The organism is Desulfurivibrio dismutans (assembly GCF_029210385.1).
Lineage (GTDB): Bacteria > Desulfobacterota > Desulfobulbia > Desulfobulbales > Desulfurivibrionaceae > Desulfurivibrio > Desulfurivibrio dismutans.
Window position 1 is genome coordinate 429,852 of record NZ_JARGDQ010000001.1, and the last position, 14,039, is coordinate 443,890.

Genomic DNA, 14,039 nt, shown 5'->3' on the forward strand with positions numbered 1-14,039 from the left:
CAGGTGCGGGCAAGCAGCCAGGCGCCGCGTACCCTCTGTACGCAAGTCTGGCTGATCGCCCGCAGATGCGGTGCTGCTGGACGTTTACTTAAGGGTGATGCCCGGGCCGCTCAAGTGACTGCGGCCGCCGGTTTGCGGTACTACCCGGATGCGGGTGGCGATCCGTTCCTTCAGGGCCGGCACATGCGAGATGATGCCGATCAGCTTGCCGTCCTGCTGCAGCCCGGCCAGGGTTTCCAGGGCGGTGTCCAGGGCCTCGTCGTCCAGGGTACCGAATCCTTCGTCCAAAAACAAGGAATCCACCCGCACGTTGCGGCTGGCCAGGCGGGACAGTCCCAGGGCCAGGGCCAGGCTGACCAGGAAGGCCTCACCGCCGGAGAGGTTCTTAGTGGTGCGGATCTCGCCGGCCTGGTAGTTGTCCACCACGTTGAGTTCAAGGGGGCGGAGGGGATCGCGCAGCAGCAGGTAGCGGTCGGTCATCCGCCGCAGTTGGCGGTTGGCCTGGTTGACCATCATTTCAAAGGTCAGCCCCTGGGCAAAGTTGCGGAACTTCTTGCCGTCGCTAGCGCCGATCAGTTCATGGAGCAGGTCCCAGCGGGCGCATTCCCGCCGCTGGGCGTCCAGTAAGCGGGCCTGGTTTTCCTGCTGTTGCCGCAGTTGCCGGTTGTCTTCCAATTTTTGCTTGACCGCCCCGATTTGCTCCTGCACCGCTCGGCGCTGCTCTTCCCGAGTGGTCAGTTGCTGTTGCAACTCCTCCTTGCCGGTGGTGGTGAGTTGCTGCTCCTGCAGTTCCTGAAGTTGGCGGGTTTTGTCCCGGCGGGTGGCGGTAAGTGCCGCTTCCTGGTCGGCCAGTTGCTGGGCCTGGCGCTGCAGCCCGCGGCGCTGGTCTTCCGGCAGGCAGGCGGCGAGATATTCCTTTTCGGTGGTAAATTCGGCGGCGGCCAGGCGTTTTTTGAATTCTTCCTCGGCTTGGGCCAGGGGTTGGGCCCGCCCGGCCAAGGCCTGTTCCAGTTCCTGGCGGCGGTTATGCAGCTTTTCCCGGGCCTGTTGAGCTTCGGTCATGGCCTGGCGGGCTTGCTCCACCAGTTTTTCGGCCGCTTCCAGGGCGGTGGTCAGGCGCTGTTCTTCTTGCTCCGGGTCCTGGTCGCCCAGCAGGTCTTGCCGCTTTTTAAGCAACTGTTGCCGCTGCTGCTGCAGTTGCTCCTGGTTGGCCTGCTGTTGTTGCAGTTCGGTGGCGGTCTGACGATGCTGTTCCTCCAGGTGTTCGCCGCGCAGTTGCAGGTTGGCCAGTTGCTGTTCAAGCTCGTTTTTTTCCTGTTGCCGGGCCTGCCAGCGGTCCCGCCGCTGGGTCAGCTGCTGCCGGGCCTGGTCGCGGGTGGCGGGGGTCAGCTCCTTGATGCCGTAGGGTGCGATGCGGGCCAGCAGCTCGTCGCGCTGCTGCTGCAGGCGGGTTTCCAGGCCGCTTAGCTCCTCTTGTAAACGTTTTACCGTTTGTTCGGCGTTGTCCCGCTGGTGTTGGGCGCTTTGGCTGTCCCGCTCCCGCCGGTTCAGCTCCTCGCGCTGGGCGGCCTGGGCTTCGCGCTCTTGCTGCAGCTCCTTTTCCAGTTTTTCGGCGCTGGCCACCAGTTTGGCCACTTGCTCACAGGCGGCGGTGGCTTCCGGGTCCGGGTCCGGAATGTCGCCACCGGCGAAGGGGTGGTCGCGGGAGCCGCAGAGAGGGCAGGGCTGCTGGGGGCGCAATTGCTGCCGGGTCTGCTCCAGGGAATGGGTGGCTTCCAGGAATCTCTCCCGCCGGATGGCGGCTTCTCGTCTGGTCAACAGCTCCTGGCGCCAGGCGGCCAGTTCCTTGCCGGCCAGCAGTTGTTGCAGTTTTTCCCCTTTGCGCTCCAACTCCCCGGCGGCCTGCGCCAAGCCCTGGCGGGCTTTTTTTGCCTGCTGCTCCTGTTGCTGCCAGGTCTGCTCCGCCGTCTGCCGCTGCTTTTGGGCCGTGGCCAGTTGACGCTGCCGCTCCTGCAGTTGGCCGCCAAGCTCGGCAAAACCGTTGAACCGTTCCTCGATGGCGGCCAGGTGTTCCACCAGCTGTTGGTCCGCCGCCGTGGCCGCCAGTTCCTGGTTGAGTTTTTGCCGCTGGTCTTCGGCTGTTTGCCGCGCCTGGCCAGTCTTTTGTCGGGCGGCGTCCAGTTCGGCCAGCCGGCTTTGCAACTGCTTGATGCTCGTGGCCGTGGCCTGTCGGGGCTTTTCCTGTTCCCGCAGTTGCAGGTCCAACTCCCGCGCCTGACGCAGCCGGGGTTGGGCCTCTTGCCAGCGGTTTTTCTGCTCCCGACGCTTTTGTTCCGCCTGTTCCAAGGCCTTTTGTGCCTGTTGGCAGTTGGCTTCCAGAGCGGGCAGGGCCTGGCGGCAGCCGGCCAGGTTGTCCTGGTCGGTTTGCCGGGCCTGGCGCATGGCGGCCAGTGAGGCGTGGGCGCCGGCCAGTTCCAGGGCCCGGTTGGCGTGCTCCAGTTTGGTTAATTGGGGGGCGAAGGCCTGCCGGCGCTGCTGCAACTCTTCCTGCCGGCGGGCGTTTTGGGCCAACTCCTGCTCCAGACGGGTCAGGTTATCCAGCCAACCCACGGCCCGGTTGAGCTCGCCGAGCTGGGCGGTCAGCTCCTTTTCCCGTTTAAGCCCGGCGGCCAGTTCCTGCTGCAACTGCTCTTCCTCTTCCGGGGCCAGCAGCCGGATGCCGGCCAGTTGGGCCTCCAGGGCTTCCAGTTGCCGGTGTTCGGTGCCACGGCGCTGATGGACCTTGATCGAGATCAGGCTGTAGATGCCGGTGCCGGTGATCTGCTCTAAAATCGGCGCCCGTTCGTCGGGGTCCGCCTGCAGGAAGGCGGCAAACCCGCCTTGGGCCAGCAGCATGGAGCGAGTGAAGCGGTCGAAATCCATGCCGGTGACGGTTTCGATCTGCTCGGCCACTCCCCGCTGCTTGCTTTCAAAGATTCGGCCACTGTCGGCGTCGGCGATTTCATGTTTGGGGGCCTGCAGCTTGCCGTCGGGCCGGCGTCGGGCCCGGTGCTGACTCCAGTGGCAGCGAAAGCGGCCGGCGGCGGTGGTAAAGCTCGCTTCGGCAAAACACTCGCCGGTCTGCCGGCTCATGATCTCGTTGCTGGCCATGGTAATCTTGCCCAGCCGCGGCGTGCAGCCGTACAGAGCCAGGCACAGCGCGTCGAGAATGGTGCTCTTGCCGGCCCCGGTGGGCCCGGTAATGGCAAAGATTCCACTGGAGGCATAGTCGGGATGGGTCAGGTCGATCTCCCATTGGCCCGCCAGCGAATTAAGGTTTTTGAACCGCAGTTGCTGAATTTGCATGTCTTGCCGTCTGCTTTTTCATCTTGCTTGTGCGGCGCTCACGTAAACGAATAGCCGCACCCCACCTTGTCGGCGGCTGGCGCCCGACTGGTCAAGCTCCGATACTCTTTGCTGCCAAGTACCGTCGCTAAACATGCGGGGTTGGCAAGCTTTATCCCGCGCGGGCGATCAGCCAAGCTTACGACGGGTACGCGGCGCTTGCTTGGCCGAATCTGGGGCACTGCTGAACGTTTACAGCCCGTTAAATTAGCAGGTTAGTACCCCTGGAGAACGGTTACGCATCCATAGCAGCCCGTTGAAAAACGGGCTGGTAGCGGCCCATGGATGGGCCGCCGAATTCAGTGGCACTGAAAGTGGCAATGAATTCGTGAGGTTGGCCAAAGCCATCTTTGGCCAACCGTTAGTTGAAAAAGCCAGGGATGGCTTTTTCAACGGACTGATAGTACCCAAAAATGCCCTGGCAGGCCATGAATTCGTGATAGATGTGATTGCCAATGACGGTGGAGGCCGGTCGGGAAGGGATCCTGCGAGGCTTCAAGGAGGCGGAAAAGATTTGGGGCGGCCAAGCTGTCCGAGATTTCTTACCAGACCATCGAAAAGGCCCTGGCAGACATTGACGAACGCGTCCCGAAGTTGGGTGATTCAGTAATCGACCGGGGGCTTGAGAAAACCAGGCAGGCTGCCCGTCTCAAGGCGGAAGCGATTTGTCGGCCGATTTAAACGGTGTTTATTCCGCCCGGTGGTCTTCTTCCAGTAGCGCCGTTACCGTTTCGCGGTAGGCCTGGAGCAGGGGAGGCTGCTGCTCGGGGGGGATGGCGTGGGCTTCCAGGCAGCGCTGGAACACCTGGTAGGGGTCCAGGTCGTCCAGGGTTTCCGATGGTTTGGTCTGCTCCAGGAGGCGGCGGCTGAGCCGCTGGTTGATGATCCGCAGGATCTCGACTTCGCTGCCGGCGATTTTTTCCTCCAGGCGCTGCCGCAGCTCTGGGATTACCTCCTCGCCTTCGTAAACGATCTCCAGCCAGCAGGGGCAGTCCCCGGCGGCCAGGTCCACCAGCCGCCGGTCTATCTCGTCCCAGTTGCCCCGGATTCTCTCCATGGGTTGAAAAACCGGCACCGGCAGAGTGGTGACGGCGGCCGGTTGTCCGGCCTGCAGTTCCACCAGGCAGATGCTTTTCTGTTGGCCCGCCTCGCCAAAGCTCAGGGGCAGCGGCGAGCCGCTGTAGCGGCGGTTTTCCGTCCCGCCAACCCGCTGGGGGACGTGGAGGTGGCCCAGGGCCAGGTAGTCGAAGTTGTCTGGTAACTGGCCGGCGGGCACGTGGGCCAGGGAGCCGACATAGAGCTCCCGCACCCCGTCGCCCTCCACAGTTTGGCCGCCGGCGGTGAACAGGTGGCCCATGGCCACGGCGGGCACCGGCCGGGCCATGGTTTGTCGTCTTTCCTCGATGATGGCGGCAACCCGGGCGTAATGTTCCCGCAGGCCGGCGAGCAGCTTGCGTTCCTTGTCCGCCAGGCTTTCGCCGGGTTCGGCCAGGCGCAGATCACGGTCCCGCAGGTAGGGCACGGCGGCCACCAGCAGTTCCGGTTGCTGGTGCTGGTCGGTGAGCAGCAGCACCACGTCGGCCGGGTCGGCAGTGGCCGCGCCCACCACGTGGACATCCATGGCCCGCAGTAATTCCCGGGGAGCGTTCAAAAAAGTGGGGGAGTCGTGGTTGCCGGCGATTATCACCACGTGGCGGCAGCCGACGGCGGCCACCCGGCCGAGGAAGCGGTAATAAAGTTCCTGGGCGCGGTTGCCGGGGGCGGTGGTGTCGAAGATGTCGCCGGCCACCAGCAGGGTGTCCACCTGTTGGTGTTCGATGACGCTGATCAGCCAGTCCAGCAGGGCGGTGAATTCGGGGTAGCGTCGTCGGCCGTACAGGGTGCGGCCCAAGTGCCAGTCTGAGGTGTGGAGAATTTTCATGGTATGGCCAAAATAGCACAGCCTGGAGCCGGCGGGGAGAGTAAAGTTGTCGGCGTCGTTAAAAGCGGCACCGCCTACTGGGCACACTTGGTAACTGATTGTTTTCACGTTGTCGACCAACCAGCTTGGCGGGTTTTTGCGAGGTTATCAAGTTAACCAGGCAACTGTCACGGTCACCGCCCATGGTAACCGGATAGCCTCTTTCGGGGGCGCTGCCGGACCGTTACGTCATTGACCCGGCAGCCCTTCGGCGATTATGTTGGGGCCGAAAAGACAACCCATGGGAGAGTGCCGGAATGACAAAAATGGCGGAAGAGGTTTTTTGTTTACCGCGCCGGGAGCTGGAACAGCTTTTCGGCGGCGGGTTGCCCCAGGGCGGTTTTATCGGCCCGGCGCCGGAGCTGCTGCTGGAACTTTCCCAGCACTTCATTGCCCGTGGCAACTGCGAGGAGGACCCCAGCTTCAAGCAGCTGATTCCCTACCAGCTTTTTGCCTTTAAGGAGCGTTTTTTTGTTTACCGGCGCGGCGGCGGGGTGGGGGAAGGGCGGCTGGCTGGGCGGCTGTCGGTGGGCATCGGCGGCCATATCAACCGGGAAGATGCCGAATCCGACGGCCGCTTGACGGCGGTGGCCTACCAGCAGGCCCTGCTGCGGGAACGGCGGGAGGAACTGGTCAACAGCGAGGGGATAACCAGCCGCTTTGTCGGCTGGATCAACGACGACGCCTCACCGGTGGGCCGGGTGCACTTGGGGGCCGTGCACCTGGGGCGGCTGGATGATGAGGCGGCCTGCGACGCCTTGAGTATCAGAACCCATGGCGAGGATATTCATCCTTTGGGCTGGTGGTCGCTGGCCGAGATTCGGGAACAGGAAGACCGTTTTGAGCAATGGGCCCTGTATGCCATCGCCCTGGCTGCCGCCGGCCAGCTCCGTTAAGACAGCAGATTGTTTGATTTGATGAACGGTTACGAGGAGATCCGCCGCAGTGAAAGGTAACGGAGCAAAGCCGGTCGCCGCTGACGGTTGCCTGTCGGCCGATACGGTGGTGGTGGGCCTGGGCAGCACGTTGCGGGGGGATGACGGGGTGGGGCCGCGGGTGGTCGCCGCCTTGGAGCAGCGGCTGGCGGTCGCGGGTAGGCGCGGCAAACTTCCCACTCCGCCGGCCCTGCTGATCGGCGGAGTGCCGCTGCTGGAGGTTTTTACCGCTTACCGGCGGGTGCTGCTGGTGGATGCCATGCGCAGCGGCCGTTGGCCCTCCGGCACCATCAAGGTGTTTACCCCGGAACAACTGGCCGCGGCTTTTCCCCGCGAAGGTTTGGCGACCGGCGGCCACGGCGGCGAACCGGCCGTGGCCCTGGCCCGGGCCGGGCAACTGGGGCTGGTGGTGCCGGAATATTTGCGGGTGTGGGGGGTGGAAGCGGCCGCCACCGAAGGTTTCAGCGAAACCCTGAGCCTGCCGGTGGCGGCGGCGGTTCCCAGGTTGGTGGCGACGCTGCTTAAGGAGCTGGGGGTATGAAGCGCGATCAGGGACAGATTGACAGTCCGGCAAGCTGACCAAGTTGATCGCGGCGCAACTTGATCATTTTTGCCGTAAACATCCAGCAGTTCCGCAGATTGCGGTGCTGCTGGATGTTTACGAGCGGCGGCGGGGCGGGCTCGATGGGCGCCGTCCCGCGCCGCCCCGGCGAGGGGGGCCGCCCCGGCCGCCGGACCTGCTCGGTCGGCCGCCGCCCTTGCCGCCGCTCAAACTCTTGTCCACCGGCGGCGCCTTGTGCACCGGCGGCGGCAAGGTGATGAGCAGCTCGTCGTCGGGGTAGACGCAGGAGAGCTTGCGCCCCATGTATTCCTCGATGGCCGGCAGGTAGAAAGATTCCTCTTCGTCGGCGAAACTCACCGAAATACCGCTGGCTCCGGCCCGGCCGGTGCGGCCGATGCGGTGCACGTAATCCTCGGCGTCCTCCGGCAGGTTGTAGTTGATCACGTGGCTGATGCCCTCGATATGCAGCCCCCGCCCGGCCACGTCGGTGGCCACCAGCACCCGGATCTTGCCCTCCTTGAAGTTGTCGAGGGTCTTCATCCGCTGCTGCTGGCTGACCTCGCCGGAGAGCATGGCGCAGGATATATCGTGGCGGTAGAGCCGCTCCCGCACCCGGCGGGTGACATCCCGGCGGTTACAGAAGACAATCACCCGTTCCAACTGCTTGCCGGTGATCAGGTTGTAGAGGACCGTCATCTTTTCCTTGGCGGTGACCATGTACACCAACTGCTCGACACTTTCCGAGGCCACCTGTTCCGGCTCGATCTCCACGGTCACCGGGTCCTTGGTCCACTGGGCCGAAAGGTTGGCGATCTGGGAGGTCAGGGTGGCGGAGAAAAACAGGGTCTGACGGCGGCTTTTCTCCGGCGTTTGCTGGATGATCCGCCGTACGTCGGGGATAAAGCCCATGTCCAGCAGGCGGTCGGCCTCGTCGACGACCAGCACCTGCACCTCGCCCAACAGCACCACCTTTTGTCGGGCGAAATCCAGCAACCTCCCCGGGGTGGCGATCAGCAGATCCACCGGCGCCTGCTCGAACATCCGGCGCTGTTTATCGTAATCGGTGCCGCCGAAAACCGCCACGCAGTTGAGTTCGGAAAAGCGGGTCAGGTCCTCGGCGTCCCGGTGAATCTGGATGGCCAGCTCCCGGGTGGGGGCTAAAATAAGGGCCTTGGGGCGGGCCAGTTCGCGGGGCGCGGTGTCGGGCTGGCGCAGCAGGCGGGTAATGATGCTGATCAGAAAGGCCGCGCTCTTGCCGGTACCGGTCTGGGCCTTGCCGAAGGCGTCGTGGCCGGCCAGGGTGGGGGGCAGGATCTCCGCCTGGATGGGGGTGCAGTACTGGAAGCCCAGGGCGTGGATGGCCCGCATCAGTTCCGGGGGCAGGTCGAGATCGTGGAAGCGGCTCTTGCCCTCGGCGGGGGGAACCTGAAAATTCTCCGGGCTCCAGGGGGCGGTGTCTTGGAGGGCCTGGGCCGTGGGGCTATCGGCGGCTGCTGTTGCCTGGCTTGGGTTGCGTTTACGCCGCCGCCGGCGTTTTTTGGGCGGGGATTCGCCGGTTGTCGGCAGGGCATCGGTGGCAGCGTTGTTGCCCGGAGCTTGATCTTCGATGTCGGTCGCGGCGTCAGGTTTGGCGGTCGAATTGTCACCGGGGAGCGGTTCAGCTTTTTGGGCGCCCAGGTGGCGACGGATGCGGTTGAAGAGTTTGTTGATCAAAATAACCTCTTTGTTTCACTTGATTGTTACCGACGTTCTAAGCGGTGGCGCATTTTTTAGCCTGAAAACAAGCGCTGCCGGGTAAGCTGTTTGGTCGAGGGAACTCGGGCGCCACTTTAGACGATTTTAAGGAAAAAAAGAAGAGTTGATTATTGAAATGTTGAATTTTCGGGATAATTCGTTATTGTGGTGGTTTTGCACTTTTCCCGGGAGTTAAGAAGATGAGCACCGAAAAATTACCTGAAGAGCAGTGGGACATTGAGCGGGCCCGGGAGCTGTACGGGATTAACCGCTGGGGGCTGCGTTATTTTGATATTAATGACCAGGGGCGTGTCACCGTTGCCCCCGTGAAAGACGAGGGGATCAGCATCCCCATCATCGAGGTGGCCCGGGAGGCGCGGGAGCAAGGGCTGCACTTCCCCATGCTGATCCGTTTTCACGATCTGCTGCGCAACCGGGTGGCCCGCATCAACCGGGCCTTTTCCGAGGCCATTGCCGAGGCCGAGTACCATAACCAATATCTGGGAGTCTATCCGATCAAGGTCAACCAGTTGCGGGAGGTGGTGGAAGAGATTCTGGATGCCGGGCGCGATTTTCACCATGGCCTGGAGGTGGGGTCCAAGCCGGAGTTGCACGCCGCTCTGGCCCTGCATGAAGATCCCGAGAGCCTGATTGTCTGTAACGGCTACAAGGACGAAGATTATGTTCGGGTGGCATTGATCGGCCGTAAGCTGGGCAAGAAGGTGATCCTGGTGGTGGAGAAGGTGGAGGAGATTCGCCAGATCATAGCCATGGTCAAGAAGATGAAGGTCGAGCCGCTGATCGGTTTACGGGTGCGGCTGATGAGCGGCGGCAAAGGCAAGTGGGAAAAAAGCGGCGGCGAGAACGCCAAGTTCGGTCTTTCCACCATGGATATCATGCGGGCCTCGCGACTGCTCCAGGAGGCCGGGCTGGCCCATTGCCTCAAGCTGGTGCATTTTCATATCGGTTCCCAGGTGCCGGATATCCTGACCATCAAAAAGGCGGTGCGGGAAGGGGCGATGTTTTTCGCCAAGCTCAGCAAACTGGCCCACCCGGAACTGGAGTATCTCGATGTGGGCGGCGGCCTGGGGGTGGATTATGACGGCAGCCGCACCACTTTCCACTCTTCCATCAACTATTCGCTCAACGAGTACGCCCGGGACGTGATCTACAACATCATGGACGTCTGTGATGCCGAGGAGGTGGCCCATCCGGTGGTGATCAGCGAATCGGGTCGGGCTTTAGTGGCCCACCATTCCCTGCTGGTGGTGGAAACCTTCGGCAATATCAAGAAAGCCCAGGTGGAAGAAGAGCCGGTGGCCCCCACCATCGAGCACAAACTCATCGACGACGCCTGGTACGCCTACCAGAATATCAGTGACAAGAACCCCCTGGAGGCCTACCACGACGCCCAGCAGTACAAGAGCGAGGCCCAGACCCGGTTTGAACTGGGGCTGCTGGACCTGGAGGTCAAGGCCGAGGTGGAACGGATTTTTTGGCTGGTGGGGGTGGAGGTGCTGAAATTTTTCCGCGGCGCCGAATATGTACCCGACGAGATCGTTGAGCTGGAAAGCAAGTACAGTGATCAGTATCTGTGTAACTTCAGCGTTTTTCAGTCCTTGTTGGACCACTGGGGCTTTGGCCAGCTTTTTCCCATCATGCCTCTGCACCGACTTGATGAAGAGCCCCAGCGGCGCGGCACCCTGGCCGATATAACCTGTGACTCCGACGGGGTGGTGTCCAAGTTCATCAACCTCTACCAAGAGGGGGTGGACACTCTGCCGCTGCACGAGTTGAACGGCAAACCATATTATCTGGGGATTTTTCTTACCGGGGCCTATCAGGATATCATGGGGGATCTGCACAACCTTTTCGGTCGGGTCAACGAGGCCCATGTCTATCTCGATGAGGATGAGGAAAACGGTTACTACATTGAGGAGACCATTCCCGGCACCACCATGGAGAAGGTGCTGGCCCTGGTGCAGTACAGTGAAGAGGACCTGGGGCGTAAACTGAAACGCCAGTTCGACCGGGCCATCCGGGAAGACCGCCTGCGCCCCAACGAGGCCATGCGGCTGCTTAACGAATACAACCGTGGCCTCAAAGGCTATACCTATTTGCGGCTGGAATAGTAGTGGTTAAGAGGGCGGACGTAAAGAGCCCAGTACCGAATCCACCGCCTGGTAAATCTCCAGGTCGTCACCGTAGACATCCTGGATCTTGTCGTGCTCCAGCAGGTCCTCGGCGGTGTACTGGGTTACGTAGAGGCTGATGAAATTGGGGTTGTTAACCAGCCCGCGCAGGGGGGCGGTTTTGTACTGGATATCGAACTCCTCCATATCCGGCAGCCGCTGAAAGAGATTGGTAAAAACCTCGCGGATGGCCTCGGCGGAGTTGGTCTCGATAATGTGTTTGTCCAGCAGGCGCTGAACCAGTTTGGTGGCCAGCTCCGGGGCATGGCGATAGAGATTCTGCAGCATCTGCTGCCGTTCCCGCTCCCGCTTACGATCGATGGCGCCGGCGGTTTTATCGTTGAAAGGTCTGGTCTGACTGCCCATTGTTTTTCCCTGTTTGTGCTGGGTTCGTTTTGCCCGGTTCTCCCGCCCGGAGGTCGTGGTTACCCTTGATCCGTCAAGAGCTTGAGGAGAGCGGGCATCGTTTACGCTACTCTTGAAATAGATACTGGAAAAGCGTTGAAAGAGAAAGCGAAAATAATGGTTTTCTTGATTTTTTCCCGGTGGGCGGCTTACAATACAAGAATATAAAAAATAAATTATTCACTTTGATGGCCTTGCAAAAACCAGCTAAAAATGTTGGTCGGTAAAGCGAAAACGAGCAGTAACGAAACGTGCCCCGTCGGCGCCGCTGTTTGCGCCACCGACAACTTTTTGCCATGCCAATAATTTTCCACGGATGAGGTTGCCGATGAACAGTGACGCCAGTAAACAGAACCGACTAACCATTCTCCTGCCGGCCGGGCGCCTGCCCTTGCCGGTGATGGCCAAAGCATACGAACTGGCCGAGCGCTACGGGCTGGAGGTTTATCTGTCCACCCTGCAGAACCTGCGTTTGATGGGCCTGGATGAAGAGCAACTGGCCCAGGCCAGGGCCGAACTGGCGCCGCTGGGGGTGGACTTCAAGGGACCGGGTAAATTCCCCGTCCCCCGGGTATGCATCGGCAAGCGGGATTGTAGCGCCGGGGTGCAGGAGCCCGAGGAACTTTCCCGCCAGTTACTGGCTTATTTTCAGGATCGGGGGCCCTTTAAGCCTAAAATCAAGATCGCCATTTCCGGCTGCCCCTTCTGCTGTTCCGGGGTCAAGACCACCGACATCGGTATCATGGGCACCAAAAAAGGGTACGATATTTACGCTGGCGGTAAGGGCGGCCCCAACCCGGTGGTCGGCCGTCGCATCGTCCGCGAGGCCGATGCCGCCCAGGTGATCAGAACCGTCGAGACCCTGCTGTCCTATCACGACGTCAAGACCCCCAAAAAACAGCGGCTGGCCCGCCTGCTTGGCGAACCTGATTTTCCCTTCCCCGAGGTGTAGTTTTTTGTATCCCGTGGTGCCGCCAGAGGCGGTGAATCGTGAGAGTATGTTTTCGGTTGACCTGCGTGTTCCTCTTATAGTAAAAGCGGGCGAACTGTTAGTGTTTGGTTAAATTGCCGGTTGGCAACTCCGCTCAAAAAAATCCCGCCGTGGCCGCTGGCGGGCGCAGTTCCCCGCGAGGGTCCATGTCGTATACATTCTTCGATTTTCTCCAGTTGATCGGTTCCCTGGGGGTTTTCATCTTTGGGATGAAAGTCTTCAGTGACGGCCTGCAGAAGGTGGCTGGCAACCGGTTGCGGGCCATTCTCAAAGGCATGACCCGCAACCGCGTCATGGGGATTGCCACCGGTTTCGGCACCACTGCCATTACCCAGTCTTCCACCACCACCACGGTGATGGTGGTGGGTTTTGTCAATGCCGGGCTGATAACCTTCGTGGAATCAACTGGGGTGATCATGGGGGCCAATATCGGGACCACGGTTACCGCCTGGATGGTTTCGGTTTTTGGCTTCAAATTTCAGATCACTCCCATTGCCATCAGCATGATCGGGCTGTTCTTCCCCTTTCTGTTTGTTAAAAACGAAAAGCTGCGCAACATGGCCGAGGCGATGATCGGCTTCGGTATCCTGTTTATCGGGCTGGATTTCATCAAAGGGGCGGTGCCCGGTATCGATGAAAACCCGGAGATGTTTGCTTTTCTCCAGAGCTTCACCGATTTCGGTTTTGCCTCCACCCTGCTTTTTGTCGCGGTAGGCACCATTCTCACCCTGCTGACCCAGTCTTCTTCGGCCGCCACCGCCATCACCCTGGTCATGCTGGCCCAGGGATGGATATCCTTCCCCATCGCCGCCGCCATGATTCTGGGGGAAAATGTCGGCACCACCGTTACCGCCAACATCGCCGCCCTGGTGGGTAATGTGCAGGCTAAACGGGCGGCGCGGTTTCATTTCTTCTTCAACGTCATCGGGGTCTGCTGGATGCTGCTGGTGATGACCCCTTTCCTGCTGGGCATTGACTGGGTAATGCAGAACTTTTCCGCCCCGGGAATCTCGGTACTTACCGACGATCCGGCGGCCCGTACCAACGCCACCCTGGCGTTGGCGCTGTTTCACACCTCCTTCAACATTCTCAACGTGTTGCTGTTGTTTGGCCTGGTGCCCCTGCTGGTGCGGCTGGTGGTGTATATTCAGCCCGAGAAAGCCGGCGAGCGGGAAGGTTTTCAGTTGCGCTATATTCACACCGGGCTGATGTCTTCGGCGGAGCTCTCTTTGGAGCAGGCCCAGCGGGAAATTCAGCAATTTGCCGCCCTGATCATCAAGATGCATCTGTCTTTTACCGGTCTTTTGTTCAAGGACCGTGAGAAGCAAAAGGGGTTTCTGGAAAAGATTGAAAAACGGGAGCAAATCACCGATCAACTGGAGTTGGAAATTGCCGAGTACCTGGTGCATATCCAGGAAAACGCTTCGCTTTCCCTGGCCTCAATTAACCAGATCAGGCACATGCAGAACATGCTGCACGATCTGGAGCGGATGGGTGATATCTATTACGAGATGTCCAGAACCTATGAAAGGATCCTGGAAGACGGCCTGGATGTGCCCGAGGACGTGATGGATGAACTCCATGAAATGCTGCGGGCGGTGCATGAGGCCCTGGTTTTCATGACCCAGAACCTGCGGGATGTCACCGCCCGAGTGGATATGCAGAAGGCCGTCGAGTTGGAGCAGGGAATCAACAACCTGCGGGACTGCCTGCGTAACCGTCATTACGGCCGCCTTGAGCAGGGAGTCTATTCGCCCCGGATCGGAGTGATGTATCTTGATCTGCTGAATCGCCTGGAAAAAGTCGGCGATCATATTATCAACGTTAACGAGTCCCTGGCCGGTGGCAAGATGCAAACCGTCAGCAGCCTGTAAAC

9 protein-coding genes are annotated in these 14,039 nt (G+C 60.8%); 5 read left to right on the plus strand and 4 right to left on the minus strand.

Translation table 11 applies throughout. The features are described from left to right. Positions 1-84: 84 nt before the first annotated feature. Together P0N66_RS01905 and P0N66_RS01910 are read right to left on the minus strand one after the other, a co-directional pair. The gene (locus P0N66_RS01905) at positions 85-3,345 is read right to left on the minus strand and encodes an AAA family ATPase (RefSeq protein ID WP_275802255.1); all 3,261 of its coding nucleotides are present in this window, start codon (positions 3,343-3,345) and stop codon (positions 85-87) included. A 727-nt stretch (positions 3,346-4,072) separates the two neighbouring features. Beyond that, positions 4,073-5,305, minus strand: coding sequence for an exonuclease SbcCD subunit D C-terminal domain-containing protein (locus P0N66_RS01910; RefSeq protein ID WP_275802256.1), 1,233 nt, complete (start codon positions 5,303-5,305; stop codon positions 4,073-4,075). Positions 5,306-5,601: 296 nt separating this feature from the next. On the opposite strand from P0N66_RS01910, the gene P0N66_RS01915 reads away from it, so the two are divergent. Further along, positions 5,602-6,240: a phosphoesterase gene (locus tag P0N66_RS01915; protein ID WP_275802257.1), complete on the plus strand. Its 639-nt coding sequence runs from the start codon at positions 5,602-5,604 to the stop codon at positions 6,238-6,240. Between the two features lie 49 nt (positions 6,241-6,289). Then, positions 6,290-6,820, plus strand: coding sequence for a hydrogenase maturation protease (locus P0N66_RS01920; protein WP_275802258.1), 531 nt, complete (start codon positions 6,290-6,292; stop codon positions 6,818-6,820). A gap of 117 nt (positions 6,821-6,937) precedes the next feature. On the opposite strand, the gene rhlB is transcribed toward P0N66_RS01920, so the two are convergent. Continuing rightward, a complete protein-coding gene (rhlB, locus tag P0N66_RS01925) occupies positions 6,938-8,554 on the minus strand; it encodes an ATP-dependent RNA helicase RhlB (protein ID WP_275802259.1) in 1,617 nt (538 codons plus the stop codon). Between the two features lie 221 nt (positions 8,555-8,775). Here rhlB and speA point away from each other — a divergent pair, with 221 nt between their 5' ends. Next, a complete protein-coding gene (speA, locus tag P0N66_RS01930; protein WP_275802260.1) occupies positions 8,776-10,707 on the plus strand; it encodes a biosynthetic arginine decarboxylase in 1,932 nt (643 codons plus the stop codon). A gap of 6 nt (positions 10,708-10,713) precedes the next feature. Here speA and P0N66_RS01935 read toward each other — a convergent pair whose 3' ends face one another. Further along, a complete protein-coding gene (locus P0N66_RS01935) occupies positions 10,714-11,133 on the minus strand; it encodes a M41 family metallopeptidase (RefSeq protein WP_275802261.1) in 420 nt (139 codons plus the stop codon). A 367-nt stretch (positions 11,134-11,500) separates the two neighbouring features. Here P0N66_RS01935 and P0N66_RS01940 point away from each other — a divergent pair, with 367 nt between their 5' ends. Continuing rightward, entirely contained in the window at positions 11,501-12,124 is a 624-nt protein-coding gene (locus tag P0N66_RS01940) for a nitrite reductase (RefSeq protein WP_275802262.1), read from the plus strand. Positions 12,125-12,309: 185 nt separating this feature from the next. Continuing rightward, positions 12,310-14,037 carry a Na/Pi cotransporter family protein gene (locus P0N66_RS01945; RefSeq protein ID WP_275802263.1) on the plus strand — a complete coding sequence of 576 codons (1,728 nt, stop codon included), beginning with the start codon at positions 12,310-12,312 and terminating at the stop codon, positions 14,035-14,037. The last annotated feature ends 2 nt before the right edge of the window (positions 14,038-14,039 follow it).

What these genes read in the sequence shown, in the direction of transcription:
- P0N66_RS01905 (WP_275802255.1), bottom strand. Translation starts at nt 3,345, where the DNA reads ATGCAAATTCAGCAACTGCGGTTCAAAAACCTTAATTCGCTGGCGGGC.
- P0N66_RS01910 (WP_275802256.1), bottom strand. Translation starts at nt 5,305, where the DNA reads ATGAAAATTCTCCACACCTCAGACTGGCACTTGGGCCGCACCCTGTAC.
- P0N66_RS01915 (WP_275802257.1), top strand. Translation starts at nt 5,602, where the DNA reads ATGACAAAAATGGCGGAAGAGGTTTTTTGTTTACCGCGCCGGGAGCTG.
- speA (WP_275802260.1), top strand. Translation starts at nt 8,776, where the DNA reads ATGAGCACCGAAAAATTACCTGAAGAGCAGTGGGACATTGAGCGGGCC.
- P0N66_RS01935 (WP_275802261.1), bottom strand. Translation starts at nt 11,133, where the DNA reads ATGGGCAGTCAGACCAGACCTTTCAACGATAAAACCGCCGGCGCCATC.
- P0N66_RS01940 (WP_275802262.1), top strand. Translation starts at nt 11,501, where the DNA reads ATGAACAGTGACGCCAGTAAACAGAACCGACTAACCATTCTCCTGCCG.
- P0N66_RS01945 (WP_275802263.1), top strand. Translation starts at nt 12,310, where the DNA reads ATGTCGTATACATTCTTCGATTTTCTCCAGTTGATCGGTTCCCTGGGG.